General features: G+C 28.7%; 22 protein-coding genes. 1 reads left to right on the forward strand and 21 read right to left on the reverse strand.

Going from position 1 to position 22,423, the window contains the following annotated elements:
* Positions 1 to 166: 166 nt before the first annotated feature.
* The 20 genes from CLFE_RS16030 to CLFE_RS16125 all read right to left on the reverse strand — a co-directional run bounded on the left by CLFE_RS16030 (position 167) and on the right by CLFE_RS16125 (position 19,650).
* Positions 167 to 388 (reverse strand): YdbC family protein, encoded by a 222-nt coding sequence (locus CLFE_RS16030; protein ID WP_077894402.1) that lies wholly within the window; start codon positions 386 to 388, stop codon positions 167 to 169.
* A 90-nt stretch (positions 389 to 478) separates the two neighbouring features.
* Entirely contained in the window at positions 479 to 1,327 is an 849-nt protein-coding gene (locus tag CLFE_RS16035; protein WP_077894403.1) for a TIGR02452 family protein, read from the reverse strand.
* 6 nt (positions 1,328 to 1,333) lie between these two features.
* Positions 1,334 to 2,290, reverse strand: a complete 957-nt coding sequence (locus CLFE_RS16040; protein WP_077894404.1) for a DUF1848 domain-containing protein — start codon at positions 2,288 to 2,290, stop codon at positions 1,334 to 1,336.
* Between the two features lie 33 nt (positions 2,291 to 2,323).
* Positions 2,324 to 3,046: a ribonuclease H1 domain-containing protein gene (locus tag CLFE_RS16045; protein ID WP_077894405.1), complete on the reverse strand. Its 723-nt coding sequence runs from the start codon at positions 3,044 to 3,046 to the stop codon at positions 2,324 to 2,326.
* Between the two features lie 258 nt (positions 3,047 to 3,304).
* Positions 3,305 to 3,463, reverse strand: coding sequence for a hypothetical protein (locus tag CLFE_RS16050; RefSeq protein ID WP_250944645.1), 159 nt, complete (start codon positions 3,461 to 3,463; stop codon positions 3,305 to 3,307).
* A 236-nt stretch (positions 3,464 to 3,699) separates the two neighbouring features.
* Positions 3,700 to 4,578 carry a riboflavin biosynthesis intermediates N-glycosidase gene (gene ybiA / locus CLFE_RS16055; protein WP_077894406.1) on the reverse strand — a complete coding sequence of 293 codons (879 nt, stop codon included), beginning with the start codon at positions 4,576 to 4,578 and terminating at the stop codon, positions 3,700 to 3,702.
* Between the two features lie 300 nt (positions 4,579 to 4,878).
* Entirely contained in the window at positions 4,879 to 6,375 is a 1,497-nt protein-coding gene (locus tag CLFE_RS16060; RefSeq protein ID WP_077894407.1) for a glycoside hydrolase family 26 protein, read from the reverse strand.
* A 303-nt stretch (positions 6,376 to 6,678) separates the two neighbouring features.
* Positions 6,679 to 7,485, reverse strand: coding sequence for an MBL fold metallo-hydrolase (locus tag CLFE_RS16065; RefSeq protein ID WP_077894408.1), 807 nt, complete (start codon positions 7,483 to 7,485; stop codon positions 6,679 to 6,681).
* 68 nt (positions 7,486 to 7,553) lie between these two features.
* A complete protein-coding gene (locus CLFE_RS16070; protein WP_077894409.1) occupies positions 7,554 to 8,549 on the reverse strand; it encodes a TPM domain-containing protein in 996 nt (331 codons plus the stop codon).
* A gap of 209 nt (positions 8,550 to 8,758) precedes the next feature.
* Entirely contained in the window at positions 8,759 to 9,427 is a 669-nt protein-coding gene (locus tag CLFE_RS16075; protein WP_077894410.1) for an exonuclease domain-containing protein, read from the reverse strand.
* Positions 9,428 to 9,573: 146 nt separating this feature from the next.
* Entirely contained in the window at positions 9,574 to 10,431 is an 858-nt protein-coding gene (locus CLFE_RS16080) for a sce7725 family protein (protein WP_139356194.1), read from the reverse strand.
* Between the two features lie 258 nt (positions 10,432 to 10,689).
* Positions 10,690 to 11,316 (reverse strand): hypothetical protein, encoded by a 627-nt coding sequence (locus tag CLFE_RS16085; RefSeq protein WP_077894412.1) that lies wholly within the window; start codon positions 11,314 to 11,316, stop codon positions 10,690 to 10,692.
* A 144-nt stretch (positions 11,317 to 11,460) separates the two neighbouring features.
* On the reverse strand, positions 11,461 to 11,778 hold the full coding sequence (locus tag CLFE_RS16090) for a hypothetical protein (RefSeq protein ID WP_077832600.1): 318 nt from the start codon (positions 11,776 to 11,778) through the stop codon (positions 11,461 to 11,463).
* 221 nt (positions 11,779 to 11,999) lie between these two features.
* Positions 12,000 to 12,749, reverse strand: a complete 750-nt coding sequence (locus CLFE_RS16095) for an SDR family NAD(P)-dependent oxidoreductase (RefSeq protein ID WP_077894413.1) — start codon at positions 12,747 to 12,749, stop codon at positions 12,000 to 12,002.
* A gap of 65 nt (positions 12,750 to 12,814) precedes the next feature.
* Positions 12,815 to 13,399, reverse strand: a complete 585-nt coding sequence (locus tag CLFE_RS16100; protein ID WP_077894414.1) for a Crp/Fnr family transcriptional regulator — start codon at positions 13,397 to 13,399, stop codon at positions 12,815 to 12,817.
* Between the two features lie 288 nt (positions 13,400 to 13,687).
* A complete protein-coding gene (locus CLFE_RS16105; protein WP_077894415.1) occupies positions 13,688 to 14,875 on the reverse strand; it encodes an anaerobic nitric oxide reductase flavorubredoxin in 1,188 nt (395 codons plus the stop codon).
* A 17-nt stretch (positions 14,876 to 14,892) separates the two neighbouring features.
* A complete protein-coding gene (gene ric, locus CLFE_RS16110) occupies positions 14,893 to 15,588 on the reverse strand; it encodes an iron-sulfur cluster repair di-iron protein (protein ID WP_077894416.1) in 696 nt (231 codons plus the stop codon).
* A gap of 282 nt (positions 15,589 to 15,870) precedes the next feature.
* On the reverse strand, positions 15,871 to 16,083 hold the full coding sequence (locus tag CLFE_RS16115) for a hypothetical protein (protein WP_077832597.1): 213 nt from the start codon (positions 16,081 to 16,083) through the stop codon (positions 15,871 to 15,873).
* Positions 16,084 to 16,117: 34 nt separating this feature from the next.
* Positions 16,118 to 18,838: a lipase family protein gene (locus tag CLFE_RS16120; protein ID WP_077894417.1), complete on the reverse strand. Its 2,721-nt coding sequence runs from the start codon at positions 18,836 to 18,838 to the stop codon at positions 16,118 to 16,120.
* Between the two features lie 236 nt (positions 18,839 to 19,074).
* Complete coding sequence (locus CLFE_RS16125; protein ID WP_077894418.1) at positions 19,075 to 19,650, reverse strand: hypothetical protein; 576 nt, start codon at positions 19,648 to 19,650, stop codon at positions 19,075 to 19,077.
* A gap of 434 nt (positions 19,651 to 20,084) precedes the next feature.
* On the opposite strand from CLFE_RS16125, the gene CLFE_RS16130 reads away from it, so the two are divergent.
* On the forward strand, positions 20,085 to 20,510 hold the full coding sequence (locus tag CLFE_RS16130) for a peptidoglycan-binding domain-containing protein (RefSeq protein ID WP_077894419.1): 426 nt from the start codon (positions 20,085 to 20,087) through the stop codon (positions 20,508 to 20,510).
* A gap of 209 nt (positions 20,511 to 20,719) precedes the next feature.
* Here the strand turns inward: CLFE_RS16130 and CLFE_RS16135 are convergent, their stop codons facing one another.
* Entirely contained in the window at positions 20,720 to 22,330 is a 1,611-nt protein-coding gene (locus CLFE_RS16135) for an IS1182 family transposase (RefSeq protein WP_077894420.1), read from the reverse strand.
* Positions 22,331 to 22,423 lie beyond the last annotated feature (93 nt).

Below are 22,423 nucleotides of genomic sequence, written 5' to 3' on the forward strand. Positions count from 1 at the left end.
ACCCCCTTTTATTTTTTGCTATATATATTATATACATACATTATAGTATATTTTTATATTATAATGAATATTTTAACAAATAATATTTGATAAACTCCTCACATAATATTTAGGTTTCTAAAAAAAGCACACCCATGAATCAAAACTTCACGAATGTGCTTTTATGTTAAATATCCATTTTATTAAGTATATCTCTAAGTTCTTTTAACTCTTCTTTGCTTAATGTAATACCCTTTCCCATTTTTTCATGTTCAGGTGCCCAGTCTCTTAAATCGTATTTTGGTGTATTTTTATTCCAACTTATAAGGTTTATTTCCTTTTTCCAGCCTTTAGGTGACTCTGCTAAAACACCTATGCTTTCTTTTATTTCAAATTTAATATCTGCCACTTTTTCCAATCTCCTTCTTAACCTTTTAATCCATTTAAAATTACTATTTTTTATTAAATACAAACCTGCCCTTAGCTGACCTTCTCCTCTTTATCTACCTATCAATATCTCATCTAATTCCTTCTGAAAAACATTTATCATTGTCATGCTTCTATCATATATAGCAAAAATTATTTTTATCTCTTGAGTATTCTTTATATTTTCTTTTAGTTTTTCTCTAAATATCCTTGCAACTTCTGTAGGAGCATTTCTAAAAACACCACAGCCAAATGCACCTAGCACAATAGCTTTAGGATTTTTGCTTAAAGCTAATTTTATTATGTTGTTAATTCTATTTTCCATAGCTTCTGTTATTTTCTCTTTACTAATTCCTCTCTGCCTTGCTACTCCAGCATTTACAGCAGGTGAGGTTATAAATGAACACTTAATAGGTGTTCTTAAAAACTTTCCACTATCATCTCTAAAAATTGGTACCTCGGGTGAGTAGATCATCTTATCTGAATATAATGGAGTTTTTTGTTTCTTATGCCATTCATAAAACTCTTCTGTATATTTTGTAAGACACGGATACATTGAAGATGCTCTAGCTATACTTTCCTCCTGTGCATTAGCACCTGAAATAAAACCTCCACCTGGATTTTTTGCTGAGGCAAAGTTAAGCGCAACTATATTTCCATTTATACCATTTCCCCTTAATTCTATTATTTCATTAATAGTAGAATTATTTACAACAGTAACTTCAACTTTGTCAAAGGAAAAATTCGATTTAATTTCTTTCTTATTTTTTAATTCATCAATAAATTCTGTACCCTCTATTGCTTTATCAGTAGCTGCTTTTATATCTATTTTTTCATTTGACTTATTAATATAATATCCATTATCAATTACACTCAAAGTCTTACTTGCTATATTTTTAAAGTTTTCTCTTTTATTTAACATTTATATTCACCTTACATTATAATTTTTTTCAAATAAACTTAATTGTTTTTTGTCTTTAATTGATTTCATTTCGCGAACAATTATTTTTTCATCACCCTTTAAGTTATAGGCTAAAACTGGAGTTTTGGGATTATGGCTTAAAATATTATAGTTAACAAGCTTTTCATTAAAATTTGCATAACAATATAAGCAGTGATGTTTACAAGTATTGTATTGTCCAATATCCACACTCTTTACACATCCGCATAATTCTCTTTGATTATCATCTTTTTTCACGTCTATAGGAAAATCTATTATCTTTGAAATCAATTTCTTGTCTATACAACTTCCCTTTTTTATCCCATATTCAGATAAATCAATGCCTTCTGAGCAAGTTTCAATTATTATATTATGTCTACTTGCTATACTTTGCAGCTGTTTTGCCATTTCCCTCATGCTGTTTTCATCCATTTTATGTATGTTTAAACACTTAGTATTTTTCTCTGTTTTTTTGTACAAATCCAAAAAACTTATTATACATTTATCTGTGTACTCCTCTAATTTAGCACAAAACTTTTCAAACCATATATAATGATATTCCTTAGTATATAAATCATTTAAAAATATAGGATCATATCTCCATATGATTTTTTCCTTTCCAATCTTTTTTGAAAGCCTTCTAAATGTATCTATAATATCATTTTTCTTTCTGGTTCCTAGTTCAACCTCATTCCTATATGCAGTTATTGTAAATTGAAAATAATATTTAAATTTCTTTAACTTATCTAACCTTTTTAACATCGGTTCGGCGTCTTTAGTCCAAAATACAAATAAGTCTACAGTTTCAGGGGTAAGTTCCACTTTACTTACTGTTTTTTTATTAAAAGGATTTATTACATATACAAAACCTTCTTTTAATCTATTAAAAAACCACTCACTATAAAATGCAGGTATATCAGTTCTTCTACTTACACTTACTATCATAAAATATACCTCCAAGCTCTCATATTTTTTATCCTAATACTCCAAAATTGCTTTTTTAGCTGCTTCATCTGCTAAATCATTATATTTGCTTTCATAACTGTGGGCTTTAACTTTAACAAAATAAATATTTAATTCTTTGCTTATATCCTCTACAAATTTAACATATCCCTGGGTAAACTCGTTTTTAGCTTTCCATTCACCAGTTGCCCACAAACCTATATTCTTTAAATCATGATATATTGCTACATTCTTTACACCAAACTCCTTAGCTTTAGTTAATGCAAGCTTTGTAGCTTCTAATTCACCTACTATATTCCACTGATCCCATATGTCTTCTCCAGCTGTTGAATAAACTTTATAAGAATCATTTTCTTCTAAAACTATAACTCCTGAACCATATAGTTTTTTTAATTTATCATAGCTTCCATCTACAAAAGCTATGAATTCATATTCTCCTTTTATTGTTTCTGGCTCTACAAAAGTTTTGGAACTTTTAACCTTTGCTTTACTTTTTATTGGGTTTATATCGCATCCACTCTTCACTGGTACATTTTCATTAAATTTAGCGACTTCTTCATCCTTATTTATATCTAAGTTTATACATCCGTCTAAATAAATTTCTGCTTCTTCTCTCGTTACAAATCCTTTATATTTTGCATTTGGGTATCCTGAAACATACTGCACGCACTCATCCCAAGTTTTAAATATTCCTGTTTTTCTGCCTACCCTTACTGCATAAAAATTTTTCTTTGCCATTATGATTCTCCTTCTAAATTTATATGTATAGTTTACAATATCTCCACTTATAAATTCAATTATAACTTAAAACCACTTATTAAGCACTTTTTGCTTAATAAGTGGTTTTAAATTATATTAATTGATTTCAAGCCAAATTTTTAATGTACTAGTTAGATATTTAAAAGTATTCTCAAGTGTAAAGATATCACTGTAAATGGCATTATCTACTTAAAAATCAAGCTTAGTGCAGGATGCTATTATTTCTGGTACATCTCTTTAACCATATATAATCATTTTATTTGAACTATTATTATCATTTAATGTAGGTGGTTTTTTCATCACATCAAACAGTTCTACATCAGAGGAATGGTCTGTTATATATTTTCTTACATTTTTCATATTTCTTATTGTACCTTTATATAGAAATTTTGTCAATTTATTTCATAAGTTTATCATTAATTAATTTCATTTCTCCCGTCAAAACATAATATTTACGAAACAAAAACAGCCAGTAAGGGGGAACAAACTGGCTGCCTATATATTAAAATAACTTATCAACTACTATGTTTATATATTAATACCCTATTGTGACAATTAGGTTACAACAATGTGTGTATACTGTGTTAATTTACTCATATTTAAAGAAAATTATTTTAATTAACTCAGTTTTGTCATTTTATAGTTTTGTCCCTTAACAAATTCCAATTTACCTTATCATAATTCTCACAAATTTTTCTTAGTTCATCTCTTACCTCCATTAATGCAAAGCCCAAAAGATTTTCTCCTCTCCACCTTTCAGTATTTTCTATATCTTTATCACTAGATGACATCTTAATACCCCATATACCATCATAGGGACTTGCTTCTACTAAAACTTTGTCCTTTGTGCTTAATAAAAATTCTCTTAACTTATCATTTTGTAAAAATTTATGATAATTTCCCTTTAGAACAATTGAATATTTCACTTTATTCCAAGTGATCTCGTCAAAATTACGAACTTTTCTACCTAATGCTTTTATGATTTGAGGCTCTTTGGACTTAATTATTTTCTCTTCTATTTCTTTATCATCAAATAATCGTGCCTTTTCTGCCATCATAAATTGTTCAGTGCAGCAATATGTATTAATACCTATTCTGAATTCTGACATCCACCATTGACTTAAACATGATCCTGTAATTTTTCCGTTCTTTGATGCTCTATGCCCCCAGAAAAATAAATACTCCATATTTTTATTATTTTTTATATTATTTCTATTATATAATGCCCTACCATTCTTTTGCCAAAACTTTATCCAATAGTTTTTATTATGAAAATAGTATTCTTCTCTCTCTACTTCTTCTTTGTAAAAGTATGTCCACTCTTTAGGCTCTGGAAACATCTCTTCATATTTCTTTTTTTCATCCCCTGTTAATGACTCCAGCCATTTATAAAACAAACATATGTAGTACTCTCCATACCCCATTCTCCATCCAATGCTTCCATTCTCTATTTCTGGATACATAAGCCAAGGTGGTGCCATAGGACTTGCTAAATTAAATTCATTATTCATTGCGATATCTCCTTAATTCACAAAAATGTGTGTACTGTTATTAAAAACTGAGCTATAAATACTTATGAAATAGTTTAATTAAAAGAATTATACCATAATCAATTAAATAAATTAATAAAAAAACAGCCAGTAAGGGGGAGCAAACTGACTGCTTATATTTAAATTGGTTTATTAGTTACTATGTCTATATATTAATATTCCATTGTGACAATTAAGTTACAACAATGTGTTCACATTGTGTTAATTTTAAATATAGAAAAAGCAGAGCATATACTAACCCTGCTTTTGTTTCAATATCTGTTAGTTTGAAAAATTCATATTATTAACATAAAAAGTCCATTCACCTGGCTGATACGTATTTCCATCTATTAAAAATTTAACCGCAGATATATTATTTTTATCAATAGCAGCTGAAGTTAAATTAGCCATTGGTATAGTAACCTGTTTCCAATCTGAATTTGAAACTGTAACATAGTCTGTAAGTTCTACTGGGTTTGTTTCATTTCCCCATACGTCACACAATTTAATTCTTGCTTTTGAATTTGAGTCTCCTAAAATATTAAATTTCAAATAAGTTGTTCTTGTTAAATTTTTTCCTGCATTAAAATCCACATCACTAAAAGGTTCTATTCCATTTGGCGATTCGGAAGTTGGTATTGACGCACCTGCATATGCCGTATTAGAAGTACTTTTAAAATGAAACTTAAGTGAACTATTTCCATTATATTTTACTACATTAGACATAGGTAAGTTATTCCATTGAGTAGAAGATTCTATACTACCACCTGAACCTGACCACACAGAACTATAATTCCAAATCCCATCGTTATTAGCATCTTCATAAGCCCAATTTTTAGTTACAGCTATTGGTCCCATAACTGCTGATTTATATGCTGCTTGTACTGAAGGATTTGAATTAATTGTCCAATCTGTTTCTTTGTTTTCATTAAACCAAATAACCGCATCTATTAATGGATAATTTGACCTTACTTTGTTATATGCATCTGTAATCCAAGCTGATTTATCTCCACCTTTATCAGCTGAGCCAATTTCAGCAATAAAAATTGGTTTATTGTATACTTTTAAAGCATTGTATGCCTGCCCAAAAACTTGATCAAAAGACTGCCAACTGCTCCCCCAGGATTGAGTCGTTCCCCAATTATACCCGTCAATTGAAAGTACATCTACATAATCATTTCCAGGATATGCTGCCATGTAGTCTGTATTATTTCCAACACTATTGTTATTTACATTATACATAAATTTTACATTTGACGCTCCTGCATTTCTAAAAATTTGTACAATGTGCTGATATGCTGTTTTATATGAAGCATAACTATTTACACTTCCATTTTGATATCCAGTTGCCCAGCTGTACCAATTACTATTGACCTCATGCATAAGTCTTATTACTATTGGTTTATTATAGTTTTTAAGATCACTTGCCATTTGTTTTATATAATCGTCTTTATTACCAATAATAATATCATTATCTGTAATACCTTGTGGTTCCCAAGTTAAAATAAGCTGTGATTTATTTTGGTAGACAGCGTCAACATTTGCTTTAAATGAACTAAAAGGTGTTGAAAAATCGGCAAACATATTTACATAGTCCATTTTTTTGTCTTGTGCTTCTTGAAATTTATTGATAGCATCAGTTGTTGGCCACTTACCAAGCCATGCACCATTTCTCAGCGGCATTCCTGTAGTTGTAGCATTAGCTTTTATTGCTGCCAATCCTACACTTGCAATTGTCAAACTAGCTACAAGTAGTAATTTTGAAATTTTACTTTTCATAATATTCTTCTCCTTGCACGTTTAGTATACTAATATATAAGCTACTTGCCTAAACAAAGCTCTATATTGCTAAATAATATTTAAAAACAGCTTCTTAATTTATGTTTTTAACCAACATAAATTATTTTTTTTACTTTTATTATAACATAATCTTCTTAAAAATCAAATTTTTGAAAATATTATTCATTTTTTTATAATTAAATAATACACAATATTAAAGTTTTTATAATTTATTTATCTAAAAAAAGATTGAGCATAAACACCCAATCTTATATCCACATAATAAGCAATTCTTTCACGAAATTACCAATTTATTTCTAGCCCTACCCCAACTTCCTTTACTGGCAAAACCTTATGAATTTCCGCTTTTACAGCAAATGAAGTACAATGACATGGGTATAACTCCTTTATATTATTCATCCTTAGATACTCTATAGTTTTATATACTTGTTTATTTACTTCAAATAGATGAAATCCTCCTATTACCCCTATTACCCTATCATCATTACATACCTTTTTTGCATATTCTACAATATTACAAATTCCACTGTGAGAACATCCGGTAATAATATAAATACCATTATTGCTTTTGTAAGCAAGTGCTGTATCATCCATTACATAATCATCTACTAATTTCCCGTCTTCAAGCTGCTTACCTATGGGTTTTCTATTTTCAAAATCATTCATCCTAGGTATCTCACCTAAGAATATTATATTATCACTAACTTTTTTAGGTGCTTTTGATAAAATTAGATTACATTTTTCTTTTAGCTCATTCTCTAAAATTGGAGAACAAATTTTCAATTTACCCTTTATCTTTTCTTTAAATGAATCTTGATGTGCAATTACAGAAATTTTACTTTTGTTATTCTGTTCAAAATAATATTTCAATCCTCTTGTATGATCATCATGTCCATGTGAAATAACAATAGCATTTATTTTTTTTAAATCTATACCTAATTCATTAGCATTTTTAATAAATAGTTCTGAATATCCAACATCTAATAATAATTTAAAATCTCCATCCTCAATATAATATGAAACAGCAGGTTCACCACAATAATATTGGTCAATATATGTATTATTATCTACTAAAACTTTTAACTTCATATTTCCTCCTTCACACTATACAAAAAGATTGAGCCTAAACTCAATCTTTTCGTATATCCTTTTAAAGTTTACCAATCAGAAGAACCCGAATCGCTAGAGCCTGATCCTGAATCACTAGCGCCTGATCCCCAATCAGATTCTCCACTAGATATGGTCCAATCTCCACTGGACGTAACATCATTATTTCTTAATCTTTCATCATCACGATAATAATCATTATGATAGTGATCCTCATGATGATGAAGCTCACTAGATAATATCTCTCCTGCAATAACTCCTTTAACAAAATCATTATTATTGCCATTGTTAATTATTGTTGTATTTCCTCTTGGTTCACCATATGAGTTATTATAATTTTCATACCTTCCATCATCTTCTGCCATATTGCCTGATCTATATCTTCCATTATTTCCACCATCATAGCCCAAACCATTTTTTCTTGCAAACTTTCTAGCTCTCATTTCACTATTGCGCTTTACTTTATAAATTATTAATATTATAATAACCAAAGCAAATATGAGAAATATTATTAAACCCAAGTAGCTTTTTTTAGGTGATACAGTTCTATTTAATCCATCATTTTTAACAGTAGCTTTTCCTGAACGAACAGCTTTTGTTGTTATATCTTGATCTATAGCTTCTCCTACTTTTAAAATTCCATTATTAAAATCACCACTTTTAAAATAACCATTTGGTATACCAGCTATTCTATCTAATTCAGAACCATTAAACACATTATTTAATCCATATGATAATATCTTGTTTTTATGCTCTTTTACAGCTACTATAAATACCACCTGTTTTGTTGATGAATTTTGATCTATCATATTCATTGCTACATCTCTTATATTTTTTCCATCTAGTGATTTTATCGTTTCTAATTTGACTTTAACTCCTGTATTATTTTCTACTTTGGTAAAGTTATTATTAACAGTTTGTATTGTATTGGCACTTAATACATTTGCATTATCTTCAATATAATTTCCAGCTGCAGATACTGCTACACTAAATAACATTAAATACACTATTAATAATACCATTATAAATTTTAGTTTTTGTTTCACCTATACCAGTCCCCTTCAACCAATAATTGAAATAGATTTATTTCCTTTATATTACAAGTATTATTTTTTTTGTTATATGTGTATATTATAACATCAAATATGAATAATTGTATTGCTTTATTTATACAATGTTTATATTTTTGCAATATTATACATTTATTTTTAAAAATTGACTGTGGGTAAAATATCTAATACTAGGTGCCTGTTTATCAATTATTGAAATTTTCTTTTATACTTTTACATTTTTTATAAACCTCAGCACAAACTATACAATCATCTGCCGAATTATGAGAGCCTATTTTTATACCCAAAAATTCTTTTAAAGTAATAAGCTTATAGTTTTCTGGTCTTACTCCATTTTCATTTTTCATATATTTTCTAGAGAGATTCAAGGTATCTATTACTTCGTTTTTAGGTTTCTTTAAACCTAAATTATAAGCGTTATTAAGCAAAAACCTCATATCAAACTTTGCATTATGAGCAATCAATACATCTTCACCTATGAAATCAATGAATTTAGAAAGCACACTAGTTATTGTAGGTGCATTTTTAACATTACTATCTCTAATTCCCGTTAAAGTTACTATATTCCTCGGAATTGGCCTTTCGGGATTTACATATGTAATAAATTCATCTGCTTTTTTATTACCTCTATATTTTATTGCACCAATCTCTATTATCTTGTCAGTATTTGTATCTAAGCCTGTGGTTTCAAAATCAAATACTATAAAATCATCTGGATATTTGCTACTTTTGTTATAAGTCATATATTTATTATAAGGCTCAATTTCTGTATCATATTTCCTTAAACGGCTGTGTTGCCCAACAATTTTATCTTCATCAAAACTTCCTTGTACTAATTTATTTATAAATCCCATTGTCTCTCTCCTTATTGTATAAATAACATTTTTCTAATTTCACTTTTTAATTATATCACCAAAATATGCAAATTGTTCTTTTTACTCTTGTAAGCTTACCTTATTATTTATATAAAAAAAGAATTGAGCCTAAATAAACTCAATCTTTATACTTTATCTAAATATCTTCCCATAAGTTCTAAATGATTCATTATTGATAATTTCTTTATAACTCCTAATCCCGGATAATGATTATTATAATAATAATTTATTATCTCTTTTACACCTAATGTTTGTGCATTATTGTAAATCGACCATTTTTTTAGCTTTTTACATGCTTCAAAAAACTTCATCTTTGTATTTTTATTGTCATTATTGGAATCTGATATAAAATGACGTATTTTTAAATTACTATCTTTATCAAAAAACACTATGTGTATAACAACTGCATAGGGTGGCCATCCCGATTTGTTAAAAGTTCTCCCTATTACTGAGTAATCTGAAAAACCCATATATCCATTCTTTTTATATTCTAAATGTGTTTTCGAAAAATATTCTTCGGATTCACTATAATCGGAATTTCTTTTTTCTTTATTAAAGCTATCCTTTAAAATTATTTTATTTTCATTTTTTTGTGATATATCTCTTAAATAATCATAATATTGCTCTATCTTATTTTCTGTATCTATAATAATTAAACTTTTATTTTCAATATTTTTTGTAAGCTTATTTATTTCATCCTTTGACTTTCTATTTTTTATGTGCCCTATAATTGTATTTTTATTGTTAAGAATATCTATAAATTTTTCATCAATAGTTTCATTAACCAAATCTCCAACTTTAGGATTGTGAATTAAACAAATCTTATTATCTTTTATAATTTTATTTAAATAGTTAGTTGTCGAATTGCTCAAATTTACAGGTTCAATTATTGGAACTATTTTAGATGACAAAAGGTTATTATTAATAAGTTCTACTAAAGCTAATAATTCATTCTGTTTTCCCCTAAGATATGGTAAATACATAAAAACTCCGCTAATATTTATTTCTTTAATAAATATTAGCTTTATATTAAAAATATTCTTATTATTATAAAATACAATAAAAAAACAGCCAGTAAGGGGGAACAAACTGACTGCTCATATATTATTAATTTTGATTTATTAACTACTATACTTATATATTAATATGTCATTGTGACAATTAGGTTACAACAATGTGTACATATTGTGTTAATTTAAAATATTTACACCCTCATCGTTTAATTCTAAATAATATACTAACTATCTTATATAAATTTCATCATTAATACTAGAGTTAGTTATTAAAGCTCCTTTGCTATTTAATTCACTTTCATTAACATTGCTTAAAATTACTACTTCATATTGAAAATCTATTCCTCCATAAGCAAGAAACATTTGTTTATTATGAATTATTCCAACTCCATGTAATTGAACCTTATTATGTATAGACCAAGTTAAATCGTATAAATTATCATTTTGTTTCTTTTTTATAATTTTCAAATCAAAAATAGGAGATTCGTATTCTTTTATAAAATATCTCACTTTATAATCCCCTTCAAATCCTTCATTTGTTTCTTGTCTTATAGCAATTCCTGAACCCAATGTATCAAAATTCTGCGTTGAAGCCCAAAGTGCTGAATTTGATCTAAAATCACCTATCGGCTTGTACATACCCACCCCGGCCATGGGAACTTTCTTTGAATATCTTGATACAAATAATTTATTATTGACAAATATTCCGATTCCTAAGTATTCGTGGTGGTGGTCTTCCTCTTCTATGCTCCAAGTACACTTATATGTTTCACCTAATTTTTCAATATTAAGAGTACCTTGTCCATTAGCTAACTTCCAATTACCTAAAATATCCTTTTCTTTATTACAGCTCATTATTTCACCCTCAATTCAAATAAAATCTTAAATATAGAATATCATATAAATAACTAATATTATCTATTTAATTTTTGTATAACAACTTTAAAATAATGCTTAAGTGGGATATCATAGAGTCTCCACCCTATGATTACCCTTAGCCTATTTGCTTACTAATTCTTTAGCTACGTCTGTCTCAATAGTTTTGACAACAAAATCAACTATCTCTTTTATTTGTGCTCTAGTTAAATGATCTCCATATTTGTTATCCAATTTGTCTAATAAATCTGTTATCTTTTCCTCTGCAAAATCTTCTGGATGAAGCTTTGCTAATTGAAGCAAGAATTGTTTACATTCATTGTATTCAGCTTCACCTATCTTACTTTCAACCACACCAAGACCTGCTTTAACCTTTTTTACCACTATTGGAACCACAAAGCCTATAACTAAACCCAAAACACCATAAATATAATTTTCCATAACTGAATTACCTCTCTTTATAATTTTAGAAAAATAAAAAAGCTGCTTATTATATATGATATGAATAAGCTTTAGAATGGTGCCTTAAATGTCGATAGCTGTAAAGCTTTGCAATACTTGGTAGACTAAAAAAAGATGACTTCTATTTATAGAAAATCATCCCAGTACAATCTATCTTATTATTTGTTATCAATTTTAAGCTAATCCTTATATTTTATTGCTTATTCTGTACTTTTCATTTTTGCAACAAACATCATTTTAAGCTTTACAGGAAGCCAATTTTTTATTCTGTTTGTGAATCCTGGAACAATAACGCTCCTATTTTTCATGAATAATTTATAAGCATATACAGCAACTTCTTCGGCTGTCATGGCACTTCGTGGAGTTATTGTTCCTTCCCTATGAAAGAAGTTCGTTTTTGTAGCACCAGGACATAACGTAGAAACTTGTACACCTTTTTTCTTTGCTTCATAACGAATTGCTCTGCTATAACTCAACACAAAAGCCTTACTTGCAAAATATGTGCTAGTATATGGTCCTGGCTGAAATGCTCCAATAGACGAAACATTTAAAATTTTACCCTTTCCTTTATCATACATATCAGAAATATACAATTTACAGAGTTCTACAAGATTTATAACATTTAATATCATCATACTTTCATCATCTTGTAAATCTATTCTATCTGTGGAACCAACCAATCCTATTCCTGCATTATTCACAAGTATAGAAATATCTAAATTATCTTCTTTTATCCTACCATATAATTGTGTTGCTGCTCCTATCTTTCCCATATCCTGCTCATAGGTCACTACTTTTACATCGAATTCATTTTCTAATTTTTGTTTAACCTTTTTGAGACTTTCACTATTGGAAGAAACAACAACTATACCGTATCCATCCCTAGCAAAATTCCTCACAAGTTCAAGTCCAATACCACTTGTCCCTCCTGTGATCAACACATATTTCATACGTAAACACTCCCTTCTTCACATATGATTATAGAAGAAAAAAATATTACAGTAATTCACATATGTTAATTAAAAGAAGTATTTTTCATTCCATTCCTTATTCTGCTTAAAGATGCAGCTCTGATACCTATATATGATGCAATATATTTTAATTCAATTCTTTCATACAAGTTGGGGTATTGTTTACAAAAATCAATATATCGTTCTTCTGCATTCATCAAGGTTAAATTTTTAACTCTGTTTTCCAATTTATTAACTTCCTTTAGATACAAGTTAATAAATAAATTTTTAAATTTTTCATCTTTCTTCATAATTCTATGTACCAATTCGTATGAAAGTTGAATACAATGACAATCTTCTAAACACTCAATTGTAAATGATGAAATACTTCCTGTCCGTAATCCTTCAGAAGAAAAAAATTCATTCTCGCTGCTGAAACATTTTGTAACATCATTTCCCTGCTCATCAATATAATATCCTCTAACTATACCACTGATAATAAAATATAGGTTTATAGATTTCATACCTTCTAGCAGTACAATATGTTTACACGGAAATTTCACAAAAGAAACTTCAGCATTAATCAGGTCAGAAATATTCTCCTCTATTTTAATTCCAAGTCCCTTTTCCAAATATTTATTAGCATGCATTACTTTATCAAATCCCCTTTTATTAAAATATTCCGTTTTACATTTTGCCTTTTCAAATAAGCTTTCTTATGTACCATTTTATCACTTTTATCAATAGTTTTCCTATAATCGCTTGTACTATCTACTCCATACAAAATTCCCAAAACATCAAAAAAGTTGTGCAAGCCTCAAAGTTTTTCCTCATTGCTTACACAACTTTTTACTAGATTAATGTGTATTTTAAACAAAAAATATTTATTACACATTATATTTATACTTATTTTTATAATCCTTAGAAATGTACAGAGCTTATATTTTCCCTATAACATTCTTTCCAAAGTCTCTGCACCTATTTAACCCATCTTCACCTGGATTCCACAATTCCTTTATACCTTCATTTATTATCTCAAAACCAGCCTTACTTAATTCTTCTGTAATAACCTTTACACATTCACCACTCCAGCCATAACTACCAAAGGCCGCTGCCTTCTTTCCCTTAAATTCAAGTCCTTTAATCATTTCTAATATTGCTGCTGTTGAAGATAATATTCCTTTATTTATTGTTGATGAGCCAACAAGTACTATTTTTGATTTAAATACTTCCGTAATAATATCATTTTTATCACTTTTAGATGAATTAAAAATCTTTATTGTAATATCTTTATTTAAACCTTTTATACCTTCTGCTATTCCTTCAGCCATCCTTCTCGTGCAGTTCCACATTGTATCATAAATTATAGTAATTTGATTTTCCTGATAATCTTTTGCCCATTCCATATACTTATTAACTATTTGTAATGGGTTATCTCTCCATATTACACCGTGACTAGGGCAAATCATATTAACTGGCAAATTAAAACCCACTACTTCTTCTATTTTCTTTACAACGAATTTACTAAATGGAGTTAAAATATTCGCATAATATTTTATTGCCTCCTGAAATAATTCTGCCTGATCAACTTTATCGTTGTACATAAGCTCTGACGCATAATGCTGTCCAAAGGCATCATTACTAAATAGAATATTTTCACCAGACAAATATGTAAACATAGTATCCGGCCAATGAAGCATCTTTGCTTCTACAAATGTCAGTTTGTTCTTACCTATATCTAATGTATCTCCTGTTTTCACCTCTACAAAGTTCCAAACTTTATGGTAGTGTCCCTTTAGTATCTTAACTCCGCTTTTTGTGCAATAAATTGGTGTATTAGGTATTTCATTCATTAAATCTACAAGTGCACCACTATGATCGCTTTCAGAGTGATTCATAACTATATAATCAATTTTATTTAAATCGATTTCATTTTTTAGATTTGTTAAAAATTCTTTAGAAAAAGGTTTCCATACTGTATCCATAAGTACAGTTTTTTCATCTCTAATCAGATATGAATTATATGAAGAGCCCTTATGTGTAGAGTATTCCTCTCCATGAAAGTTTCTTAACTCCCAATCTATTTTCCCAACCCAGGTAACTGTATCACTAATTTTAAATGACATGACCATCATTCCTTCCACTATATGTTTTTAAATAAAATATTATTTTCAAGATGAATATGCTGAAATGTATTTTGCTCTAATTCCCCTAGTTTTCTATAGGTTAATTCAAAGGTTCTACAAGCATCCTTAGGGGCAATATAATGCTCTGTTACTTCCCTTAATTCTTTGATTATATCTCCTGCCCCTGTATGCTCTTTTTCAAGCTCATTTAAAAGATTTAGAACCCTTTCTCTACTATGATTAGTTTTCTCTACTTCATATTCTTTTATAAGTGGAAATAATAATTCTTCTTCTTTTACTAAATGTTCTTCAAGCTCTGTTCTTAAAGTGTTTATCAGCTTATGAACTTTAAAAAGTTCTTCGTGATTTTTACCATGTACTTTTAATATTTTAAATGCAAGTTCACTTATTCTAGGTAGTTCTTCCTTTAAATATGCATGGTGTGTACCTTCTATATAATCTACGAGTTTGCTTGGCTTTTCCTTAGCCCAATCTGTAAACTCCTCATTCTTTTCTTGAAACTCTTTATATCTTTCATTTAACAAAGTTAATATTTTATTTTCATCAAGCTTTTGCTCTTTTATAGCTTCCTTTAATGGCCTATTTCCCCCACAACAAAAATCTATTCTATACTCTAAGAACAAATTACTTGCCCCTGGAAAGACAGTAACAATATCACCTATTTTATCTGATGTCTTAAAATTACTAACCATAACGCTCCTCCTAATAATCCCTTTATTTTTTCAACTTAAAAATTATGTGTTTGTGAACTATTTTCTTATTTATTTTAGGATATAGCTGCAAATCTTCTTTAATAGTTTTATTATTCTCTTACCGTATTTTAAAAATTCATTTATATCACTTAAAATCTTATTCTTATAATTATTAAACTGTAAATACATGATCTAATTTTAGGCATAAATAATCCCTCCAAAGTAGACATAAGACTACTTTGGAGGGATTATATTATACATTACCGCTGTTTTTTATATGAATTATTTCTTCTTCATATACACGAGCTGAATTATAACTACAATAACAAAAGCTATAATACCTACAAAACACAATACTGAAAACAAAACAAATCTTCCTAAATCTTCAATTGCTAGCAAGCCTGTTTGAGTCGATAAATTTTTCATAATAGCTAATGACAAGAAAAATACAATCCATATCACATCAAGTGTATAAAATATTACAAACTTTCTCACTGCACTATCCCCTTTTCAGTGCTTTAGTTCTCCTCTAATTAAAAGAACTGGCATAAGTATGCGTAGACAATAAATAGTAGGATTCAGTATAGTGTGGATTTGCTATACCTCCTAAGCCTGACCTTATAATAGCAATTTTGGCATCTTCGTATCTTTTAGCTGTATTAAGCTCCACTGCAAACCTTGCAGCATCTATTTTATTTGCCATAAATGCTGATAACACCTGCATAAAATATTCTGGCTGCTGACAAACTGTAAAATCCCAGCCAGCGCACAAGAATCCATTATACCTAGTAATAGTACAATATGGCAGTGCATTATCGGGTATCTTCGCTATAGCATTCTCTCGACTTTCCTTAGAGGTTCCATAATTTCTTATAGTCATATCATTTAAAGAACCTGTATACTCATAAGCTTCATTTCTATTATTCATAATATCAGATAATTTTTTAATAGTATTATCCATACCTATTGCATCATTATTGTAATCTACTATTCCAAACTCATTTTTACAACCGGTTAAATTCTCCCATTCTTTTTCGTAATTTTTTGCTATACTAGTAGAAACAGATTTTCCATAATGAGTAAACTTCCATGCAGTCATTGGCAGATATGGTACAAGATCATCTGTATTTAATATATTATATATTCCTACATAACTGCCAGCATCAGAAGCAGTCGTTGTATTTGGAGCCGCAAAAGTATATGTATACACATTTTTAGACTCCTTTTCTAATCTTGCACCAATAATATTAGCTATTGCAGCTCCCCTTGAATGTCCCATTACCCAATATGCTGTATCTACTGATTTGTCCGTATATCCAAGATTTTCATATTGTTCTAAACATCTAAGTATTCTGGTTGCAGCCACATCAAAACCTTTATGGTTATCTTCAACCGTCCAATCAGGATATTTATAATAATCATCAGTGGTTCCTATATCAAAATTACTTGACCACTCCTGAATTGTTCCATTTGTACCTCTTACAATTACAGCAATAACTTCTTTCGTTTGTCCATTATATGAAACTTTTCTATGTCCAATATATGCTTCAGATAAATCTGCGTCACTATACATATCAGCTAAATTATAATCGTGCACATCATAAATACCATTATCATTCATGTATGCTTTTATATCCATACCTGAGTAATTATCTCCATTATATACAACTGAAGAGTAAAGAGATGATATTGTTCCTATATTTCTTGAGTATGAACTATTACTTTGAAAGAAATCCCTATAATCCATTGTATATGAAACCTTAGAATCAGCATAATCTGTATGTAATGTCCCTGAAGATGAATTGTCTAAAGGATTTGAATCAACATTATCATTTTTTCCATCATAATCAGTGTCTGGTAAAACAGGATTCGATTTATACTGGTATACCTCAATGCTTGTCTTACCTGAATAATAATCTTTAGGAACACCATTCACTTGAAGAAGCCCCTCAATCGCTGGAGTTAAATTCTCCTCAACCGGTGCTCCAAGTTCATCATAATCACTAACTCCATCTCCATCTGAATCTGTACCGCTGGTTGGAGAAACTGGTCCTTTCAGCTTAACATATTGATAATCACTTAATAAAACCCAAGTACCATCATCTACAGCTAATTTACTTGTATTGTCATTTGAATTTATAGCTGTATCTTTTTTTATACCTTGTAAACTAAACTTAGTTTTTGCATGATTCTTTACTTTTTCTAAAGGATTCATACCCAAATTATCCAAAAATTGTTCACTATCAAGTACAAAATATACACCTTCGCCAGAAATATCTGTACACAAAGACTTATTCTTCTTATCTATAGTTGTAATTAAAGGAATGAACCTATTGCCTTTATACTGATAAATAGCAAGCTTATTTAAATTCGATACATCATTATTAGCTAAAAACTTACCGCAAGAAAAACTAAGCTTTAATTCACTATCTTTGTTTAATAAAGTTTCTAGTTTAATTGGTTTGCCAATAACAGCACGATTTTTACTGAGCACATCATTATTATACTCGTCCAAAAATACTTCATTATCAAGTACCTTGGCTAAAGCTCCCGATAAAGCTGGTACACATAAATTACTATTGTCTTTTAATGAATCTGCAATTCTGTTACTACTTAAATTTTGTTTGATTTTTCGCTCACTATCCTTCGTAACACCGTCAGAGCAAGCTTTTAATGGATTTAATCCCAAACGAACTTCATCTCCATCTGAAATACCATCACCATCAGTATCACTTAATAATGGTGAAGTATGGTATTTCTTAACTTCATCTCCATCCGAAAGACCGTCTCCATCAGTATCCTTCTTTGTGCAGTCTGTTCCTAGTTTTATCTCCTCTAAATTACTAAGTCCATCACCATCAGTATCCTCTGCCCCATCGTTTATACCATTTCCATCTGTGTCCTTCTTTAATGGATTTAGGTTAAGTTTTATTTCTATATAGTCACTTATGCCATCACTATCAGTATCTGACTTATTGGGATTTGTTCCATAGATTTTTTCAAGTGCATCTGAAAGTCCATCATGATCTGAGTCCTTAGTAGTATCATATGTATCTTGCTTTTGCATAGTATTATTTGTGGTGCTTATTTTAGAATTTTCCGAATTTTTATTGTCAGCAGAAAATTTTTCTTTATAGCTTTTCTTACTTTTTTCTGCCTTTACTGGTATAGTAGCAATAGATGAAGCTACCATAAACATAATCATTAATAAGGAAAAAAATTGTTTAGTACTTTTTTGCTTTTTCCTCATAGATGATCCCCCTTTTATTTATCCTTTTTTACATTATTTTGTATATATTAACACATTATCACATATTATGATTATTGGCAACAAATTTTCATACTTGTTTAAAGGATAAAAAATCAGGGATTTAGCTTTTTAATCTCTGAAGATTTTAAATATCATGTTGATTAAGTTTTCTTGAAATTTAGGATTATAATTAATAAAAAATAGGCAGTAAAATTTAATTTACCACCATATTATTGCTATTCCTTATAATTAAGATTTGTATTGATCCACACAATTATTTTATATATTCTATTGAGATTAGATGTGGTGAATTCTTCTTGTTTCAATATATCCTTGTCACTTTTTCCTAAAGCCACATTTACTTTAAACTGATTATTGTCTGAACTTATAGTAATTCTTCCAGCATAAACGGACGATTCTTTTTTCTTTCTTAAAGAAGTTTCATATTTGTTGGTATGATATATATTAATACTTTTTAAAATATTTAAGTTCTCATCTTCATTATTACATTCCGTCAAAAACTCATCTGGTAGATTATCTATTATAATCTGCATCATAATATCTACATTACTACACTGCACATCAAAGTTTAAATTTCTAATTTCCTCATCTATTTGGCATATTTTACTTATTCTATTCTTAACTTTATCATCTATGCTTTTTAATTTATTTTCCATATCCTTTAAATTATCCTTTATAGCTGTTATATTTCCTTTCAAATTACTTCTTTCTTTAATTATTTCTTTTAGTTCTTCAACTTCTCTTTTTTCATCTGCTAAAATCATTGTGAAGCGGTGTTTTGCATCTTCCATATACCCTCCATGATATAATAGGTTATATGAAATTTATATTACAATTTTATATAAGTTATTACATTTGTTTTCATATATTATTCAACTGTAATTAGCTCCTTATCCTAATGTAGATAAACTCTTAAAACACACAAAAACTGCACATATAATTAAGACTTTACTTAAAATAATGTTGGATTTGCATTTTTACTGTTTAAATCGAATAAATAGATTTCAATTCAATTATTATTTATTATAAAAATCAAACAACAAAATTTTTCAACCATTATATCATATATGTAATTCAAGTATTTTACATTTAATTGCCACAGGTTGTCCTACTTAAATAATTACAACAGAGAGCATTTAAATACAGTATTTTACATTTATTCTAATAAGTTGTATGCTTTATTCATATTCAAAACATATTTTATCAAATTTAGGGGGGGATTAAAATGAAAAGCTTAAAATTAAAAGCTTTATCTTTAGGCATTGTTTCTACTATATTATTTTCTTCTAGTGTTTTTGCATCTACTAATAATACTAAAATACAGATAAATAAATCTGATATTACTACATCTCAAAAAGTTCTTGTTAAAAACACTACAGCGTCAAAACCTCGCAGTTCCTGGGATAGTAGAAATGCTTCTGAAATACTTGGCAGTGGTGGATATATTGAATTGGGTGATGAAGGAACCGCTGTTCTACAAGTTCAATATCGTCTACAATCTGCTGGTTTTTTACCTCTTATTTATACTAGTGTTGATGGTATATTTGGACAAGAAACATACAATGCTGTTAGAAATTTTCAATCACATTATGGTTTAAAGGTTGACGGTATTGTTGGCTGGGGAACATGGAATGAATTATTAAAACATTAAAGTTTGTGTACTATAAATTTATATAATCTAAAAATCCAAATGAAGAGAGTGTCGCAAAATGATTAAAATTAATCAAAATTTAATCATGAGCGATGCTCTTTTTTTATTTAAGCTATAAAATTGCCCAATATTTTAAATAATACATCAATTATTTGAATTTCCATAAGATTTTGGCGCACTAAAATAAACCTAACTATATTGTTCCATAATTAGGAAATGGATTTTAATTCATGAAGATATTTTTGGGTTCTTCCATTTTGGATTTTTGAATGTAATTTGTTAATGTTATATCCAAAACAAAGCAAAATAAATTCAGTTTTAACACTACTTTTTCCACGTGTTAAAAATCTTTTAAATTCATAGTCACTTTTTAAAACTCCAAATGCTCCTTCAACTTGAATAGATCTGTTCATTCTTAATTTAGTTCCTAACTCAGTTATAATATTGTTGTAGGATACTTTACGCTTTTCAATAAAAGTCTTTGAAACTTGCATTTTTCGGTTCTTCTTTGCTCTTGTGCACTTTGATTTCAAAGTGCAGTTATCACAGTTTTCACATTCATAAACAGTAACCTCAGATGTATAGCCACTTGCAGATTTTCTATGAATAATATATGATGGGACTAATTTTCTATCACTTTGGCAAGTATATGTATAAGTTTTAGCATGATATTTCATATTCTCACGTTTACTTATATCATTTTTAAAACTTCTTTTTTTCCACTTCTCATAAGTTTGAGGTTTTATATATGGAACTTGATTATTGGATTCTAAAAACAAATAGTTCTCTTCACTTTCATAACCAGAATCTGCAACTACATTAACATACTTGTGACCAATCTTTTCTTGCATATTGGTGATCATTGGTATTAATGTTGCTATATCATTTCTATCATCAAATATTCCGACACCAGTTATATATTCACTATCAACCGCTATTTGTACATTATAAGCAGGCTTTAATTGACCATTCCTCATATGATCATCTTTCATATGCATGAAAGTTGCATCTGTATCAGTTTTAGAGTAGCTATTTCTTTTGGAAAATATTTTTTTACTTAAATTATATTTTTCTTGTCTTTCTTTATATTGTGATAGTTGTTCTACCCATTTTTGAATTGCAGTTTTTCTTTTTCCGATTCCATGAACAAACTTTATATTTCTTTTGTCTTTTTCAAATAAAAGCCATTTGAGAATTTTGTTTATATCATCTATCAAAGTTTCTTTTTCAATAGTAAACCCTTTTAAGTTTTCAAGATTAATAGTTTCAACAAGCGCAGCAATTTTATCAAACATCTTGCCTTCATTTTTATAAATAACTTTCTTCCAAACAAAAGTGTATCGATTAGCATTTGCCTCAATTTTAGTACCATCGATAAATACATTTTCAAATAATAGTTCTTTTTCATTAGCCAAATAGTTAACTTGTTGATAAAATAAATCTTCAATCACTTCATTTGAAAGATATTTTTTCCTAAATCTACTTATAGTAGCGTGATCAGGTGCTTTAAAGCCTTGAAGTAGCCACTTAAAATTTATATCTCTTTTGCATGCTTTTTCTATTTTTCTACTTGAATAAATATTTTGAGAATAAGCATAGGATATTATTTTGAACATGATTTTTGGTTCGACTGCTGATTTTCTTCCAACGGAAGAATACGCCTTGTACAATTTTTTATAATTTAATCCCTCCAATAAATAGCTTAGCAAACGAACAGAATCATCTTCTGGTATTAAGTTTTCCAAATTTAATGGTAATATAAGTTGCAAATTATCATTAAATTGATTATAATTTTTTGTGTGTAATTTAGTTACAGGCATAATTTAATTATACAATCAATGTGAGTTCTTCGGAACTCACATTTTTCATAACACAGCATTCCAATATAAATTCTTTAAAACCTTCATCAAAAG

The organism is Clostridium felsineum DSM 794 (assembly GCF_002006355.2).
Lineage (GTDB): Bacteria > Bacillota > Clostridia > Clostridiales > Clostridiaceae > Clostridium_S > Clostridium_S felsineum.

Excerpts from the sequence above, each read along its gene's own strand:
- CLFE_RS16035 (WP_077894403.1), bottom strand. The coding sequence starts at position 1,327 with ATGTTAAATAAAAGAGAAAACTTTAAAAATATAGCAAGTAAGACTTTG.
- CLFE_RS16040 (WP_077894404.1), bottom strand. The coding sequence starts at position 2,290 with ATGATAGTAAGTGTAAGTAGAAGAACTGATATACCTGCATTTTATAGT.
- CLFE_RS16045 (WP_077894405.1), bottom strand. The coding sequence starts at position 3,046 with ATGGCAAAGAAAAATTTTTATGCAGTAAGGGTAGGCAGAAAAACAGGA.
- ybiA (WP_077894406.1), bottom strand. The coding sequence starts at position 4,578 with ATGAATAATGAATTTAATTTAGCAAGTCCTATGGCACCACCTTGGCTT.
- CLFE_RS16060 (WP_077894407.1), bottom strand. The coding sequence starts at position 6,375 with ATGAAAAGTAAAATTTCAAAATTACTACTTGTAGCTAGTTTGACAATT.
- CLFE_RS16065 (WP_077894408.1), bottom strand. The coding sequence starts at position 7,485 with ATGAAGTTAAAAGTTTTAGTAGATAATAATACATATATTGACCAATAT.
- CLFE_RS16075 (WP_077894410.1), bottom strand. The coding sequence starts at position 9,427 with ATGGGATTTATAAATAAATTAGTACAAGGAAGTTTTGATGAAGATAAA.
- CLFE_RS16080 (WP_139356194.1), bottom strand. The coding sequence starts at position 10,431 with ATGTATTTACCATATCTTAGGGGAAAACAGAATGAATTATTAGCTTTA.
- CLFE_RS16085 (WP_077894412.1), bottom strand. The coding sequence starts at position 11,316 with ATGAGCTGTAATAAAGAAAAGGATATTTTAGGTAATTGGAAGTTAGCT.
- CLFE_RS16090 (WP_077832600.1), bottom strand. The coding sequence starts at position 11,778 with ATGGAAAATTATATTTATGGTGTTTTGGGTTTAGTTATAGGCTTTGTG.
- CLFE_RS16095 (WP_077894413.1), bottom strand. The coding sequence starts at position 12,749 with ATGAAATATGTGTTGATCACAGGAGGGACAAGTGGTATTGGACTTGAA.
- CLFE_RS16100 (WP_077894414.1), bottom strand. The coding sequence starts at position 13,399 with ATGCATGCTAATAAATATTTGGAAAAGGGACTTGGAATTAAAATAGAG.
- CLFE_RS16105 (WP_077894415.1), bottom strand. The coding sequence starts at position 14,875 with ATGTCATTTAAAATTAGTGATACAGTTACCTGGGTTGGGAAAATAGAT.
- ric (WP_077894416.1), bottom strand. The coding sequence starts at position 15,588 with ATGGTTAGTAATTTTAAGACATCAGATAAAATAGGTGATATTGTTACT.
- CLFE_RS16120 (WP_077894417.1), bottom strand. The coding sequence starts at position 18,838 with ATGAGGAAAAAGCAAAAAAGTACTAAACAATTTTTTTCCTTATTAATG.
- CLFE_RS16125 (WP_077894418.1), bottom strand. The coding sequence starts at position 19,650 with ATGGAAGATGCAAAACACCGCTTCACAATGATTTTAGCAGATGAAAAA.
- CLFE_RS16130 (WP_077894419.1), top strand. The coding sequence starts at position 20,085 with ATGAAAAGCTTAAAATTAAAAGCTTTATCTTTAGGCATTGTTTCTACT.
- CLFE_RS16135 (WP_077894420.1), bottom strand. The coding sequence starts at position 22,330 with ATGCCTGTAACTAAATTACACACAAAAAATTATAATCAATTTAATGAT.